This window comes from Alteromonas abrolhosensis, from assembly GCF_001953635.1.
GTDB classification, from domain to species: domain Bacteria; phylum Pseudomonadota; class Gammaproteobacteria; order Enterobacterales; family Alteromonadaceae; genus Alteromonas; species Alteromonas abrolhosensis.
On record NZ_MEJH01000003.1, the window covers coordinates 952,932 to 968,394 of the forward strand.

The 15,463-nt window shown below is 44.4% G+C and carries 12 protein-coding genes; 5 read left to right on the forward strand and 7 right to left on the reverse strand.

Annotated features, from left to right (window positions below):
• Positions 1-328 precede the first annotated feature (328 nt).
• A complete protein-coding gene (gene tyrS, locus BGK61_RS06280; protein WP_076012028.1) occupies positions 329-1,528 on the reverse strand; it encodes a tyrosine--tRNA ligase in 1,200 nt (399 codons plus the stop codon).
• 302 nt (positions 1,529-1,830) lie between these two features.
• Between tyrS and BGK61_RS06285 the strand changes: the two genes are divergently transcribed.
• The gene (locus BGK61_RS06285; RefSeq protein WP_014999393.1) at positions 1,831-3,156 is read left to right on the forward strand and encodes an OapA family protein; all 1,326 of its coding nucleotides are present in this window, start codon (positions 1,831-1,833) and stop codon (positions 3,154-3,156) included.
• A 10-nt stretch (positions 3,157-3,166) separates the two neighbouring features.
• Complete coding sequence (locus tag BGK61_RS06290) at positions 3,167-4,369, forward strand: anhydro-N-acetylmuramic acid kinase (RefSeq protein WP_076012027.1); 1,203 nt, start codon at positions 3,167-3,169, stop codon at positions 4,367-4,369.
• A 63-nt stretch (positions 4,370-4,432) separates the two neighbouring features.
• On the opposite strand, the gene nhaD is transcribed toward BGK61_RS06290, so the two are convergent.
• Entirely contained in the window at positions 4,433-5,686 is a 1,254-nt protein-coding gene (gene nhaD / locus BGK61_RS06295; protein ID WP_076012026.1) for a sodium:proton antiporter NhaD, read from the reverse strand.
• 260 nt (positions 5,687-5,946) lie between these two features.
• Positions 5,947-7,284: an L-fucose:H+ symporter permease gene (fucP, locus tag BGK61_RS06300; RefSeq protein ID WP_076012025.1), complete on the reverse strand. Its 1,338-nt coding sequence runs from the start codon at positions 7,282-7,284 to the stop codon at positions 5,947-5,949.
• Between the two features lie 503 nt (positions 7,285-7,787).
• On the opposite strand from fucP, the gene BGK61_RS06305 reads away from it, so the two are divergent.
• Together BGK61_RS06305 and BGK61_RS06310 are read left to right on the forward strand one after the other, a co-directional pair.
• Positions 7,788-9,107 carry a carbohydrate porin gene (locus tag BGK61_RS06305; RefSeq protein WP_076012024.1) on the forward strand — a complete coding sequence of 440 codons (1,320 nt, stop codon included), beginning with the start codon at positions 7,788-7,790 and terminating at the stop codon, positions 9,105-9,107.
• Positions 9,108-9,319: 212 nt separating this feature from the next.
• Positions 9,320-10,441 (forward strand): alkene reductase, encoded by a 1,122-nt coding sequence (locus tag BGK61_RS06310; protein ID WP_014999398.1) that lies wholly within the window; start codon positions 9,320-9,322, stop codon positions 10,439-10,441.
• Positions 10,442-10,541: 100 nt separating this feature from the next.
• On the opposite strand, the gene BGK61_RS06315 is transcribed toward BGK61_RS06310, so the two are convergent.
• Positions 10,542-10,988, reverse strand: coding sequence for an SRPBCC family protein (locus tag BGK61_RS06315; protein ID WP_014999399.1), 447 nt, complete (start codon positions 10,986-10,988; stop codon positions 10,542-10,544).
• 201 nt (positions 10,989-11,189) lie between these two features.
• Complete coding sequence (locus BGK61_RS06320; protein WP_044556837.1) at positions 11,190-13,001, reverse strand: trans-sulfuration enzyme family protein; 1,812 nt, start codon at positions 12,999-13,001, stop codon at positions 11,190-11,192.
• 155 nt (positions 13,002-13,156) lie between these two features.
• Here BGK61_RS06320 and BGK61_RS06325 point away from each other — a divergent pair, with 155 nt between their 5' ends.
• Entirely contained in the window at positions 13,157-14,149 is a 993-nt protein-coding gene (locus tag BGK61_RS06325) for a D-2-hydroxyacid dehydrogenase (protein WP_076012023.1), read from the forward strand.
• A gap of 90 nt (positions 14,150-14,239) precedes the next feature.
• On the opposite strand, the gene BGK61_RS06330 is transcribed toward BGK61_RS06325, so the two are convergent.
• On the reverse strand, positions 14,240-14,812 hold the full coding sequence (locus BGK61_RS06330; protein WP_014999402.1) for a glutathione S-transferase family protein: 573 nt from the start codon (positions 14,810-14,812) through the stop codon (positions 14,240-14,242).
• Between the two features lie 173 nt (positions 14,813-14,985).
• Positions 14,986-15,330 carry an iron-sulfur cluster insertion protein ErpA gene (gene erpA / locus BGK61_RS06335; RefSeq protein ID WP_014999403.1) on the reverse strand — a complete coding sequence of 115 codons (345 nt, stop codon included), beginning with the start codon at positions 15,328-15,330 and terminating at the stop codon, positions 14,986-14,988.
• Positions 15,331-15,463 lie beyond the last annotated feature (133 nt).

Below are 15,463 nucleotides of genomic sequence, written 5' to 3' on the forward strand. Positions count from 1 at the left end.
GTTGTTTCATCCCAGCCTGCTACGCGTTAACTGCTTATCGTACAGTTGGGTTCATTGATTGATTTTTCCCCTATAGACGATAGCGATTGCAAAAACCTGACAAACTTTTTCAAAAAAAAGTAAGAAAAATAAAAAAACTTTTAGCGACAATTACTTATAAACGTTAAAGTCAATATCCCCACTGTTAAATTTGGCTTGAAGCTCAACTTTGTATGAGTAATTAGGGCCTTCTAAAAAAATAATCCCCCTACTTTCCTCTAGTACTTATATTTCAGGCAAAAAAAAGCCCGCTTAACTAAGCGGGCTTTCAAAAACTATCAGAAAAACATTAGGCTAGTGTAATACGCGCAAACTTGCGTTTACCCACCTGATACACATTTTCACCTTTTTCGGTGATTACTAAGCGGGTGTCTTCCACTTTGTCGCCGTTAATTTTTACTGCGCCTTGCTTAATCATGCGCATAGCATCTGAAGTCGAACCTACAAGGTTAGCTTCTTTCAACAAGTTACCAATGGCAATACCGTCATCGCTTAATGCAATTTCAAGCTCAGGCATGTCGTCAGGAATAGCATTTTTCTGGAAACGTTGAATAAAGTCCTGATGCGCGCCTTCTGCTGCTGCGTCGTCATGGAAACGTGCAATAATTTCTTTCGCCAGCATGATTTTGATATCACGTGGGTTTTCACCGTTTGCAACGCGAGTTTTAAGTTCAGCAATCTCTTCTAGCGGACGGAAGCTTAGAAGATCATAGTAACGCCACATCAAATCATCAGAAATAGACATCACTTTACCAAACATGTCGTTTGGCGCGTCTGTAATACCAATGTAGTTGTTCAAAGACTTAGACATCTTCTGAACACCATCTAGACCTTCAAGAAGCGGTACCATCACAATAGACTGTTGAGTGAGTCCTTGCTCTTTTTGAAGCTCACGACCCATTAGTAAGTTAAAGCGCTGGTCTGTACCACCTAATTCAACATCAGATTTAAGCGCTACCGAGTCCCAACCTTGCACCAACGGGTACAGGAACTCATGAATAGCAATTGGCTGACCGTTGTTATAACGCTTTTTAAAGTCATCACGCTCTAGCATACGAGCAACCGTCTGACTTGCAGCAAGTTTGATCATGCCCGCCGCACCCAGGTCGTCCATCCACTCAGAGTTAAAACGTATTTCCGTTTTATCTTCGTCAAGGATCTTGAACACCTGTTCTTGATACGTTTTCGCGTTCTCTAATACCTGTTCTTTACTTAAAGGCTTGCGTGTTACATTTTTACCTGTAGGATCGCCAATTAGGCCAGTAAAATCGCCAATAAGAAAAACAACTTTGTGGCCTAGTTGCTGAAATGTACGCAACTTGTTGATCAACACAGTGTGACCAAGATGCAGATCAGGCGCAGTTGGATCAAAACCCGCTTTGATAGTAAGGGTTTTGCCGGATTTTAGTTTTTCAATTAAATCCTCTTCGGGGAGTATTTCATCAACGCCCCGTTTAATCTCAGCTAGCGCTGTTTGCCAATCTTTCATTTGTACGTCACACTCTTAAAAAAACTGTATATTCAATATTGGCGGGCATTTTACGCGTACAACGGAACCATTAAAAGGTTTGCGCGTCAAAAAACGGATTACAAACAGTCATGTTGTTAAACCCAACAGCTTTTAACGTTAATTCAGAGTACTGAATTAACGTGGACTCAAGAGATAATCTCGACGATAAGAGCTATTGGGTGTAACAATTTGCGCTAACAATATAATGAGAAAAGTTGCATTTTTGAGCAACGTATGTGAAATAGTGTTGTGCACATAACATTTCTCAGGTGGGCAGTAGTATGAGAAAGAAATTAGACGCTTCTAAAGCGCTCAATTTATTTAAAAAATTACCGAAACAGCACAGAACTGGGTTAGCAGTAGCTAGCTTATTTCTGGGTGGGCTTATTCTTTTTCCAAGTGAACCAGTAGAAGCCAGTCGCCATCAAGAAGCACACATTCTGGATGCGGGCGTCCGCTATCCGGTGGAGCTTCATATTGCACCGTCAACCAACGTATTTTCTGGTGAAGAAGAATCTTCATGGCAGACGTACAAGGTGCGCAGTGGCGATACATTAGCAAAACTATTTAAGCGTGCTGGCTTCACTTCGCGTGACGTATATAACGTAACGCAGGCAGGTGAGCTTACGAAAACGCTGGTTACTTTATTGCCTGGCGATGAACTTTCGTTTAAAGCAAATAAAGACGGCAGCTTCGGCGAGTTGAAGTACAAATTGTCTTCGACTGAAACCCTGTTTGTACGTCCAGAATCGTCGGATGAGAACAGCGCCTTAACCGCTGAGCTTGAAAAGCGAGATGTAGACATTCGCTACAACTTCGCCCAAGGTGAAATTCACTCAAGTTTTTGGAATGCCGCCAGTGAAGCAGGTTTAACCAGCAATCAAATTATGAATTTGGCTGGCATTTTCGGCTGGGATATCGACTTCGCTATTGAGATCCGATCTGGCGATACGTTTAACGTAGTATTCGAAGAGCAGTACATTGATGGTGAATTTGTCGGTTACGGCGACATCGTAGCAGCGGAATTTACCAACCAAGGCGAGCATTTTAGTGCTATTCTTCACGAAGATGGCACATACTACACGCCTGAAGGGCGCAGTATGCGTAAGAGCTTCCTGCGTGCGCCAGTGAATTTTAGATATGTAAGCTCTAACTTCACAAAAGCTCGCTTCCACCCAGTGCAAAAGCGTTGGAAAGCGCACCGCGGTACAGATTACGTTGCTGCGGTTGGTACGCCAATTATGGCTGCGGGTGACGGTAAAGTAATTAAAGCGGGATACGATAAATATAACGGTCACCATGTTTTCATTCAGCATGGCGAGAAATACACGACCAAATATCTTCACTTTAAGAAGCGTGCAGTGAAAGTGGGAGATACGGTTAAGCAAGGCCAAACCGTGGGCTATTTAGGTAGTTCAGGTATGGTTACTGGCGCCCATCTTCACTACGAGTTCTTAGTGGATGGTGTTCACCGAAACCCTCGTACGGTAGAGCTACCGAAGGCGCTTCCTATTGCTAAGGAAGAGAAAGAAAGATTTATGGAAATAGCCGCAATACGCCAAGAGCAGCTAGATAATAACAAGCGCATTATGCTTGCGATGCAATAGCGGCGACTAGATGGCAAAATATATTGGCCTGATGTCAGGTACTAGCATGGACGGCGTCGACGCCGTCCTATGCGATATTTCACATACGTCTTGTACTACCCTCGCCGCCCATTCAATTCCTTATTCTGCCGAATTACTTACTGCACTCAATGCACTATGTAGTGAAGGTCCTGATGAACTTAATAGTTTAGCCATCGCTGATAGACTGGTTGCTGAAACCTTTGCAAAGGTCACCTTAGCGCTGCTTGAGAAAAACAACCTACGTCCCTCGGACATTACGGCTATCGGCTCGCACGGCCAAACCGTGCGTCACCACCCGAATTCCGATGTATTGTCAGCACACTTTGCAGAATCATCCATACGCGGCTTCACCTGTCAGATAGGCGATCCTAATACCATCGCTGTTCTTACCGGCATTGACGTTATTGCCGACTTTAGGCGCAAAGATATTGCCCTTGGTGGTCAGGGTGCTCCCTTAGTTCCCGCTTTTCACAATGCAGTATTTGCCAGTGATGATAAACACCGAGCACTCGTTAACATTGGCGGTATAGCAAACGTTTCACTGCTTGCGCCAAAACAAGATGCTTCGCCACCTAAAGGGTTTGATACCGGACCAGGTAACACCTTGATGGATCAGTGGATAAGCCTTCATTTAAATAAAAGCTTTGATAAAGACGGAGCATGGGCGGCGTCAGGGCATTGTCACTCAGGTCTGTTAGACAGGCTCTTACTGGATGATTACTTTGCTGTGACTGCGCCTAAAAGTACTGGCAGAGAGTATTTCAATATCAATTGGTTAAGCAATGCGCTTGCCGATTACTTCCCTTCTAGTGCAGAGCTACAAAGCGAAGAAAAGAACAATAATTTAGCCCCTAAAGACGTGCAAGCAACCTTACTTTCGCTAACAGGTAGCACTATCGCTCAGGAAATTGCGAAGCATTTACCTAAAACGAATAGAGAAGGCGCAAAAAGCGAAGTGATAGTGTGTGGCGGTGGCGCATTCAACAAAGCATTGATGCATAACCTGAGCAATGCGTTAAGCGATTATGTAGTAACAGACAGCCATGCTCTGGGCATCCATCCACAGCACGTTGAAGGCGCAGCATTTGCGTGGTTTGCACATGCGTATATGAATGATATTCCAGGCAACGTGCCTGAAGTCACAGGGGCTTCGAAAGCCACGGTACTCGGAGCGTTATATAAAAAAGCGTAAGGGCGACAGGCTATCGCCCTCAAACGCTTTTTTGGCTCAGTCTATAAATGCCACTTCACCACTTTAACTTGCGGAAACAAACATATTCGCCATCACCAGTACCAACGTGTACCCCACACTATAGGCGGCAAGAAGAAGCAACGCGAATTTGCCGTATTTGGCAAACGTCAGGCCCTTTACCTTACTCATAGTAACTATGCCTGCTGACGAGCCGATAATAAGTAACGATCCACCTACGCCTACTGCATACGTGAACGCCATCCACTCGGCCGTCGACATGGCAATGTCCGCTTTTAACAACGCAGCAGTTAACGGCACATTGTCTATCATGGAAGACAGCACACCCATCACAAAGTTCGCCCCTGTTGAAGGCATTACGCTGTATACATGCAACAGTGCGCCCAACGCGTCAATATGGTCAAGCATACCAACCAACAACAATACGCCAAGGAAAAACAGAAGCGTGTCGAATTCTATTAGGCGAATATAGTCCAAGATAGGATCGTCATACTCTTCTTCGCCCATAAAGGTTGCGACTAAGAACATAACCGCCATACCCGCTAAAAACGACAGCATAGGTGGGATGGCAAAAAGTACATTGGCGATTAACGTCAGCACAATGGTAGATAAGAATATTCCCGCAATAACGTAATCAACTCGCCTAAGTTCATGGCGTGTCTTTTTAATTTTTACCGTACCATTCATACCTATACTCAACAGTAATGCTAAAAATAGTACTGCGGTAAGCGAAGGAAAAATCAGCAGGAGCAGCTGAGTTATAGTGACCTTTTCATCTAAGAAAATCATCAGCGTGGTCACATCGCCGGTTATTAGCGACACGCCCCCAGAGTTCACAGCAAACACCACCAGCACCGCAAATCGCATAGTTTGATTGAAGGGTAAGCCCAAGGATAAAACCATGGCAATAGACACCAAGGTCGCTGTGATGTTGTCAGCTAATGAGGAGAAGCAAAAACTAAAAATAGCGGTAAAGAAAATGAGTTTTTTGAGGGTTATTTTTTGCGGCATGATAATGTTTAACATGTTTTCAATCATACCTTTGCGGTTAAGGTAAGCAACGAAAGTCATTGCCGCCACAAGGAATAACCAGAGGGTGGATATTTCGCTTATGTTTTCTATGAGGTGTTCATTAAGCTCTGCTAGGTGAGGGCCCCTATTCGCATCTATGAAAAGAAGGATCCATGCGAATGTTCCGAAAAAAAGTGTGGTTTTGGCCTTATTCACGTGTAGCACTTCTTCAAATACTACGCCCAATAATGCCATTACCGCTATGCCAATGAGCACATAGTCCAGCATACGTTTTACTCCCAAATTGTCAGGGGTGAATTATACGATTGCTGTTCATGCATTAGCAGGTGTTCTGCGCCATAAAAGGGGATAAATCAGTTATATTCAACATGCACTAAACTGATGAAAATAAAGTGAAAAAATGCTGTTAATAAATTGAGTGGATTTTTTAAGAGATGGGAGATTTCCTGCACTTGTAACTAGTGCTCTTAAAAAATAAAAAAGGGCCAATAATATAATTATTGGCCCTCAGAAGTTACATCTAAAAGCTATTTAGCTATTCCCATTTCCATTTCTTTAAGCGTTTCAGTGCCTGTTGCTAAAGGGGATTTAACACTGCTCTTTTTAGCGCGCATATCGAAATAGCCGTAGCCACCTACAAGCAAGAAGCAAATGGCTGGAACAACATAAGAGACAACTACACCTGCACTATCGATAATGGCGGCTTGGAACAGCGGCATAATGGCTCCACCAAGAATAGCCATTACAAGACCTGCTGCGCCTAGTTTGGTGTCATCTCCCAGTCCTTCCAGTGCAATACCGTAAATCGTAGGGAACATTAGCGACAAACATGCAGAAATAGATACCAATGCTATCACGCCTGCTAAATTGGGTGACTGTGTCATAAAGATACATAGCGCCATGGCAATAAGTGACATGATCATTAGCAGTCTAGCTGGGTAGAGATACTGCATAGCCCACGTCATCACGAAGCGAGAAATTAGAAATACAATCATGCTGTATTGTAAAATTTCACCACCACTCACTTCGTTGCCACCTGTCGCTTTCATTGCATATTGGATGGTGAAGGTCCACACGCACGTTTGTGCTCCGACGTTAAAGAACTGAGCCAACACGCCAAACCGATAATGCCTGTTGGCAACCAAGCGCTTAAGCGATGCACCCAACTTTACGTCTTCCACGCTAGACTCAACCGATTCTTGAATTGGCGCTTTAATTAGGAAAATTGCAACCCAAACCAAAACTAGTACACACGCCATACCTACATAAGGAAGCATTACCGCATCAAGCTCAGCCCCTATCACGTTTTTAAGCTCGCTTACCGACATGGCGGCACGCTCTTGTGCAGATGCCTGATTCAGGTTTGGCAATATAAGCGTTGCAGCCAAAAACACACCTAAATTAGTACCAACAGGATTAAATGCTTGAGCTAGATTTAAACGGCGTGTCGCGCTTTTTTGATTTCCCATCGCCATGACGTAAGGGTTCGCCGACGTTTCAAGAATGGATAAACCACCGGCTAGTACAAAGAGTGCCGCAAGGAAAAAGCCGTAAGTCATGGTTTGGCTTGCAGGGTAAAACAAGAATGCCCCCGCAGCCGCGCAGCCCAGTCCGGTTAATACACCTGTTTTATAAGAAAAGCGCTTATTTATAAAAGCAGCAGGAATGGCTAAGCAAAAATACGCGCCATAGTAGGCAAATTGAACCAGTGCCGATTGCAAAGATGACATGGTAAATATTTTACTAAAAACTTTAACCAAGGGATCTGTCATATTGGCAGCCACACCCCATGCAGCAAAGCAAATCGTTAACAATACAAAGGGAATCAGTGTGTCTTTGGAAACCAAAGGGGCGTTGTTTTTCATAAGAACGGCCTTTCGCTTGTAAATAATTAGTTAACCAATTTAAGCATTGCTCATTTGCCCTGTCAATAAATCAATTTAATTTACTTAATGCGAATTACGCTAAAATTTATACTTTATGTTTAGACGCTCATTAACACATCGCTAAAGGGTTTTCCTTGCTGGTCTGCGCGTGAGCAATAAAATCACTAATAGTCAATAAGATAGGAACACAAACAAGGTTAACTTAAAGCTTTTTCAATCTCTTATATTCTTCGGATCTCACCCTTATCTCATTAACCAAAAACCTACAAGTTGCAAAATATTATTAAATAAACAAGGTTGATTTAATTTACAAGGTTCGTTAGATTTCGTTCAAAACAATCGTATGTTAACGCCTTGTAACGTGTTCCACACACTGATTTATCAAGCATCAACAAGGGGTTAGCAACAAACGCGCAGATGATATCAGTCCCCCGTTAAAGACAAATGGAGACTGATAAGCATTTTTTATTGAGAGAAGAACGATGAAAACAACTAACGCCGCACGCTATTTCACTGGATGTAAGAAAAGCTTACATACAGCGCTCTTAGTTAGCCCCTTCCTTTTTGCCTCCACTGTGTCGGCATCACAAGGTAAGTTACAAGACGCGTTCGACTTTCAAGCAAGTTATACGGGTGAGTCAGCCACCAATGTTAGCGGTGGCGAGCGCAGAGGCAGTGCCTATGCTGGTCAGCTCTTTGTTGGTGGAGAATTAGATTTAGATTCGTTGGCAGGCTGGGATGACACTACAATCCATATTGCTATGACAAACCGACACGGCAAAAACTTAGCCGAGCACTACATTGGAAACAGCACTTCTGTACAAGAGATCTTTGGTGGTCAAAATACTCGTCTTGCACGGTTTACGATTTCTTCCTCGTTTTTAGATGGTGATTTAGAACTTGAAGGTGGCCGTACGGTAGCGAATATCAGCTTTTTAGGCTCTGAGCTTTGTCAGTACTTTCAAACCAATGCTGCTTGTGGAAATCCAACCTTTGTATTTAGAACCAGTAACTTTACTTGGTGGCCGGTTTCAAGCTGGGGCGGCCATGCAAAATACTGGCTTTCACCAAAAACATACTTCCATGCCGGCGTCTACGAAGATAACACCAGTCATCAAGACTTGGGTGATCACGGCTTCGATTGGGCAACAAATGAGGCGACTGGTGTTGTTGTCCCCTTCACTCTGGGATATCAAACCACGTGGGACAATGACGAATTACCGAGACGTTACGAGATTGGCGGTTGGTACGATGGCGCAGACTACACCGACCCAGTCTTTGATGATGAAGGCAACTATGCGGCGCAGTCAGGTAATGATTACGCAGTTAGAAACGGTCGCTCGGGTATATTTGCACGTTTTGAACAAACCGTTACCCGCCCTAACCCGCTAACGAAAGAAGGGTTAACCCTATTCGGTGCAGTGCTAGGTGGTACATCGGGTGAGCTGATTGAAAACTACTATATAAAAGCGGGTTTTGTACTACGAGGCACCCTGGCCTCACGCCCTAACGATACCATTGGTTTTGTATTTACCCGCCAACAGTACAGTGACGAAGCGTTGGAAGACCAGCGTATACTAAGAGCCACCAACGGCGGTGTAGGAACACCCTCAAGCAGTCAGACTATGTTAGAACTGAGTTATGGGTATGAGCTCAACGACCACATAAGAATTCAGCCGAACATTCACTACATCATCAACCCCGACCAATTCGCACAGCGCGACAGGGTCATGGAACTTGATGACGCTATTGTTCTAGGGCTGAGATTCGACGTAAATCTAGCAGCTTTGATAGTTAACTAATCCTCCCTGCAATACACTTAACAGCGCCCTCGGGCGCTTTTTTTTGCTAATCGTAGTGCACTTTATTCATTTGTATTTATTTAATTCTCGCAACTAGGTTAATCAATCCAACTTCACGTAATTTCTGTATTCAATACTATCAAAAAACGCATGCACGCCGTAACGCTTGGCGCTGCTATAACAATCTATTCAATGTTAGATAAGGATTACGAATGACAGAGTCAGTACTTTTTAGCTCGTATGATTGGGCCGGTAATACATTGCAAAATCGCATGGTGTTAGCGCCAATGACCAGAGGCAGAGCAGGCGCAGATCGCATACCCAATAAAATTATGGGCGATCATTATGTTCAGCGTGCTGATGCAGGGCTCATTATTACTGAAGCGACGGCCATCTCAGAAGAAGGTATTGGTTGGGTTGATACCCCTGGAATTTATACTGACGACATGGTTGAGGGCTGGCGCTCGGTAGTCAATAGAGTGCACGAGGCAGGCGGAAAGATTGTGCTACAGCTATGGCATACTGGACGTGCTTCGCACAGCGACTTCCACAATGGAAATTTGCCCCTTTCTGCATCAGCGATAAAAATTGAAGGGGATGAAATTCATACTCCTAAAGGCAAGAAACCTTACGAAGTGCCAAAACCGATGACATTCGACGATATAAAGCGCACTGTACAAGATTACAAAAAAGCAGCTATAAACGCCAAGGCAGCGGGATTCGACGGTGTGGAGGTTCATGCGGCAAACGGTTATCTCATCAATCAATTTTTAGATAGCCGAAGTAATCAACGGGATGATGACTACGGCGGTAGTTTGGCCAATCGCTACCGTTTCTTAGCCGAGGTGATGGACGCAGTGCTAAGCGTATGGGCTAAAGAGCACGTTGGCGTCAGATTATCGCCCAACGGTGTATTTAACGATATGGGGGCTGATGATTTTCGTGAAACTTTTACCTATGTAGCTCAACAGCTAAATAAATTAGAGATAGGTTATTTACACGTAATGGATGGCTTGGCCTTTGGTTTCCATGAAAGGGGCGAAGCCATGACCCTTGCTGAATTTAGAGCGCTATTCGACGGAATGATCATTGGAAACTGTGGCTACACCAAAGAAGAAGCAGAGAAACGTTTATCTGATGGCGATGGTGACATGATTGCGTTTGGAAGACCTTGGATCACGAATCCAGATCTCCCGACTCGATTTAAGCACGATTACCCACTCGAATCCTTTGACGATCCATCATCATGGTACGGAGGTGGTGTTGAAGGCTACAACGATTTTGAAACCTATCGCGAGAAAAGTGGGAAAGACGCGATGACATCGTTGACCTGATGTTGTTTGGGCAGAGCTTAGCGCTCTGCCCTTTTCAAAAGCGTTATTTGAAATGACACGATGCGTAATGCTAACGCGTTCTCACTATCTAAATGTGGCCTTAGTTAAACGACTTTTTCTTAGCGGCTAATACGGCAAGTTTTTCTAGACACGACATCCACGCGTAGTTGTGCTGATCGCATTCTTGCTTATTTACAAAGCCTTGCTGAATGAGCACCAACCTTACATTCCCCTCTTCAGTCTTTTCGAAGTGAATGTCGACTGATGTCATCACCGACTCTTCCATATCATCTTCCCACGCCCAAGAAAACGACAGCTGCTCGTTCGCTAAAATAGTCACGTACTCACCAGTCAATGACATTTCAATGCCGCTGGGATCCATCATCTTTATGCGATAGCGACCGCCTTCCTTGAAATCACTCATGATTTGTGTGACCGAACAATCGCCCGGCGCAAACCACTCACTAAGATATTCAGGCTCATGAAATGCTGCAAAAACAAAGGGCAATGATGCATCTAGCGTTACATCAATTTTAAACTCGTGCATAAAGCCGCCTTAGATATTCTTTAATGTTAAGGGTCTGTGTCTATCTTACCTTATAACAAAAGTTAGGCGCTCTAACGTCATTTACCTTTGCTATAAATAAAAAAATCCCGAGCCCGCGTAAGGAAAGGCCCGGGAGAAGGAGAACATCCTCAACATTTTTTATCGACAGCTCAATGCGACTTCTTGAGCTAAAAAATGAACCTATGCACCTTTCATCAGTGAATCCATGCTGGCTTTACTGCCAAAGTGTTGTGAACTTACTCTTTCACTTACCGACAAATACAGATTGTCGATGTCGGCATTTGCCATAAACTTCTCACAAAATCCCGGAACATGAGGCTCGATAAAATGTTTAGCGGCCAACATGAAGTGGGCAATGAGCTGTTTAACGTTGTCGGTACCCATGGCGATACGCATAGTCGTCAATTCTATGCCGGCTTTCTTCTGCTCTTCGGTACTGAGTTCCGAATGAGACGTCAGCGCCGGGCATAAAATTATCGTATTATTCTGGCCAATACTCACTTGGTGGCTGAATGCCGGCTCTAGGGCATCGAAGAACCGCACAAATACATCGCGAGGCAGGTTTGCCGGGGCCATATCAACAGTGAATAAGGTACACGGCCAGCCGTGTGTATGCTGCTTCTCGCGCAACCCGGCATTACTGTGTTCAGGCAGTGCGTGACAGTTAACGCGAATTTGGTCGTGAGCATTCAAAAATGCAGTAAACACTTGGGTATTGATGACCTTCGTCATCATACGCTGCTCTAGGGTCTTCATGCCGTTTAGTACATCAAAGGCCTTTTCAGAATCTAAGAACGCGCCTTTAATGTAGTAAACATCCCAGAACATGGTCTGTGACCAATCAACACCATTTGCTGAACTGCCTTTTGGCTGGAACATACGGTGTCCTTCACCAATCACCACGCCCGCTGTAGTTGCGCCACTGCCACATAGATCTTTGGTATAGCTGTGAATGACATAGTCTGGTCGCGCAGCTTTGTTTTTATGCTGAAGTGGCTGGTGCAGTACAGGTGTAGCAAGGGTGGAGTCCAACATTACCAACGCATCTTGTGCATGAGCTAACTCACATATTCCAGGCACGTCCAGTACGTAGCCATGTGGGTTACAAGGCGATTCTAGATAGACATGCATTTTAGCGCCATTGCTTAAGCGTGATGCATGCTCGGCCTTGGTTTGCTGCATAAATTCAGCGAAGCTCGCGGTGTCGTATCCATCAAACCACGCTATTTGGATATCCATTCGGTTGCTGCGAGCAAAGTAGTCGTGGAGTAGCTGATACACCCCGCCGTAAACATTCCTAGAAACAATCAAAACATCGCCGTGACTAAGGACATTTGATAAACACGCATCAATTGCCGCCATGCCCGAGTTGAAGTTCCACGCTAAATATTCGGCAGCATACGGACCCGCTTCCATGTCCACAATGGCGTTAGCAAGAGAGATATTAGTAGGGTTTAACAGGCGCGAATAAATTTGGTGGGTGAACTCTTTGCCTTGAAACGCGTCATCTACCCATTCAGTACAGGCATACACATAAGTCGCTGTTCTTACCACCACCGGTGTTGCAGAAAAAAGTGCCGTAACATTGTCGAACAGTGGATAGTGCCCTTGCGAGCCATTGCCACTCGACAAACTTTGATACGTGGCACGAAATGGGTTTTGTAACGTATCTAATATTTTGGCAATTTGAAAAGACAGAAACTTTTTTGCGTTGAAGTAAGCTAATCTGTCTTCTTTGTCGAGTCCTTGCAAGGTATTGCTGGTGATATCCCATAGCTGCATAACGCTGGCTTGAGCACCATATAAGTGATGGGCGGTGTTAGCGAGTGCTCTACCGTAGTCGCTCTCAGCATTTATACCGAAATGGGATAGTTGTTCCTCAACTAAAGCCTGCGTAGTTTCAGCTTGGGTTGTGTTACGCTTAGGTGAGAGCACTTTAGCGTGCGTTACATCAACATCTGTTGAGTTTTGGAATTTGTTTTCTGACTGCATAGCGATTCCGTTGCAAATTGACTTCAGGTGCATATACATGACACCAACACTGTTTACAAAAATGTAAAACTTAAATCACATTTTTAGAACAACTCGACCGACGATTGTGCAGCTAGACAGAGGAAAGAAAAGTTTACTTTAGGAGTGTTAAGCGAATGACAGCAAGGGGTTCGAAGAGTATTGAACTCACCATTTTAAGCGATGAGGCGAATGATATTGCCGAAGCGATTCGCCAAAGAATAGCAGATAATAACGACTTCATAGGCGCTGATGGTTTCCCGCTTTTAACGCTTAAACAAATTGCTCAATGCCCTGAAAATGTAAACTCAGAAACCGTTACGGTAATGCTTGCAGACCCCGACCTTGCCTCCCGTATAATTGATAAGTGTTCAGCTCTCACCTGGTGTCAATCAACTTGGGCTGGCAATGCTCCACTGTTAACTTCAGACAAAAAAGACTACACGCTTACTGGCGTAAAAGGCATTTTTGGAAAACTCATGCGAGAGTATGTTTTTGCTTACTTACTTGGGCATGCCAGAAACGTAAAAGCATTTGAGCAAAACCAGCGCGCCGCTCGGCCCAAATGGGAAGCGTCAAAGCGGATGCCGCTAAATGGTCAAACGCTAGGTATCGTAGGGCTTGGAAGCATTGGTCAGGCGTTAATTCCCGTCGCCCACGCGTTTGGAATGAATGTGGTGGGGTTAACAAGAAGCGGAAAGCAGATAGAAGGTGCAGCGGCTGTTTATACTCCCGAAAATATAGAAGCATTTGCTAGAGCGTGTGATCATGTGGTGAATTTAATGCCCGACACGCCATCTACGCAAAATATACTGTCTCACGAATTTTTTAGTGCGCTGAAACCCCACAGTGTGTTTATTAACGCAGGGCGAGGCAGTGCTATTAACGACGAAGCGCTTTTGCAAGCCTTAGACAACGGCACATTGGCCCATGCAGTATTGGACGTATTTTGCAACGAGCCACTCGACTCCGCTCATCCATTTTGGCAGCACCCTCGTATTTCGGTGACCGCTCATACTGCCGCGGAATCTCAACCGAGCGATGTAGCTGACGTGTTTTTAGAAAATGCACTGCGTTACATCAACGGTGAACCGCTTAATTACCAGTTTGATTTTGCAAAGGGCTATTAAAGGTTAACTAGCCCTTTTTTGTGTTTAAACAAGTGTGTCTGTGCAAGGTTCAGCTAGTGCTTAGCTAAAGCCCAATTAAAACGCCACCGCTTAAATACGGGGGTCAGTTGCCGTTATCTCAATGCGATCGTGATGCTTTTCATGAAACGCTAATAACTGAGGGTAGTCTCTCATGTTGTGCAACTCACGGAAAAGCACCCAATCAATCATGCTGTATAAACAGATTTCTGGGTAGGTCCATCCACTAAAACCACCCGCATCAAGCTGATCTGCCAGCGCGCTCAATACCGCTTCAATTCGCTCATTTTGAAGTCGGTAATACATTTTGTCTTCGTTAATATCAAAGTCTGAACGCTTAAGTAGCATAAGCTGAACAAATGAATCATTCGCTGCGTCAATTAGGGTGAGTTGATTCTCTTCTTCCCAACTCAAGCCATCGTGATCAAGCTTGTCAGCAAGGTAATTGTAGATGATCCGGGAATCGAAAATCATTTGGCCGTCATCTTCAAGACAGGGCACTTTGAGCGTGGGGTTACGAGAAGCCAGAAGTTCGCGGTCTTCGCCTGAAAAGATTTGAAGATTCAAAAACTCGTGCTCGGTAGAAGCAAGTACAATGCGAATGCGACGTACGTAGGGAGAAGTGGTTGAGCCATACAATTTCATAATCGCTATCCTAAGCCGTGATCTATATTGAAATTAGTGTAGCCGGAATTTAAAAATAAAAGGAAGTATAACGTTGGATACAACCGACAGGCATACAAAATGATGCGATGTATGCCTACCGTTTTGGCTGCAATCGTCTATTGAAGAACGATTTAGCGAACAAACGAAATCGTTTAAACGCTGAAGCTTGCCCCACAGCCACAAGTCGTTGTGGCATTTGGGTTTTGAACTAAAAACCGTGAACCTTCTAAGCCGTCCACATAATCAACCACCCCACCCACTAAATATTGTAGGCTCATTGGGTCGACAACCATGGTTACGCTGTCTTTTTCAATGGTCATATCGCCTTCGTTCACTTTCTCATCGAATGTGAAACCATATTGGAAGCCTGAACAACCACCACCTGTTACGTATACACGTAATTTCAAATCAGGATTTTCTTCTTCTGAAACAAGGGCTTTCACTTTCGCTGCTGCAGCGTCTGAAAACTCAATTGGCAACGCCGTTTCTACAGACATACCCACCTCTACATTAACCTCGTGCTTGCGCACTTTGTGCTTGCTCGCAATTATCTAATACTTGCGGATAGTTAGCAATTATTGGGGCAAAACTTAACGATTCAAGTTACTGCGCAGTAATGGCGTTTGAGTT

Excerpts from the sequence above, each read along its gene's own strand:
- fucP (WP_076012025.1), bottom strand. The coding sequence starts at position 7,284 with ATGAAAAACAACGCCCCTTTGGTTTCCAAAGACACACTGATTCCCTTT.
- BGK61_RS06330 (WP_014999402.1), bottom strand. The coding sequence starts at position 14,812 with ATGAAATTGTATGGCTCAACCACTTCTCCCTACGTACGTCGCATTCGC.
- BGK61_RS06320 (WP_044556837.1), bottom strand. The coding sequence starts at position 13,001 with ATGCAGTCAGAAAACAAATTCCAAAACTCAACAGATGTTGATGTAACG.
- BGK61_RS06305 (WP_076012024.1), top strand. The coding sequence starts at position 7,788 with ATGAAAACAACTAACGCCGCACGCTATTTCACTGGATGTAAGAAAAGC.
- BGK61_RS06310 (WP_014999398.1), top strand. The coding sequence starts at position 9,320 with ATGACAGAGTCAGTACTTTTTAGCTCGTATGATTGGGCCGGTAATACA.
- tyrS (WP_076012028.1), bottom strand. The coding sequence starts at position 1,528 with ATGAAAGATTGGCAAACAGCGCTAGCTGAGATTAAACGGGGCGTTGAT.
- nhaD (WP_076012026.1), bottom strand. The coding sequence starts at position 5,686 with ATGCTGGACTATGTGCTCATTGGCATAGCGGTAATGGCATTATTGGGC.
- BGK61_RS06325 (WP_076012023.1), top strand. The coding sequence starts at position 13,157 with ATGACAGCAAGGGGTTCGAAGAGTATTGAACTCACCATTTTAAGCGAT.
- BGK61_RS06315 (WP_014999399.1), bottom strand. The coding sequence starts at position 10,988 with ATGCACGAGTTTAAAATTGATGTAACGCTAGATGCATCATTGCCCTTT.
- erpA (WP_014999403.1), bottom strand. The coding sequence starts at position 15,330 with ATGTCTGTAGAAACGGCGTTGCCAATTGAGTTTTCAGACGCTGCAGCA.
- BGK61_RS06290 (WP_076012027.1), top strand. The coding sequence starts at position 3,167 with ATGGCAAAATATATTGGCCTGATGTCAGGTACTAGCATGGACGGCGTC.
- BGK61_RS06285 (WP_014999393.1), top strand. The coding sequence starts at position 1,831 with ATGAGAAAGAAATTAGACGCTTCTAAAGCGCTCAATTTATTTAAAAAA.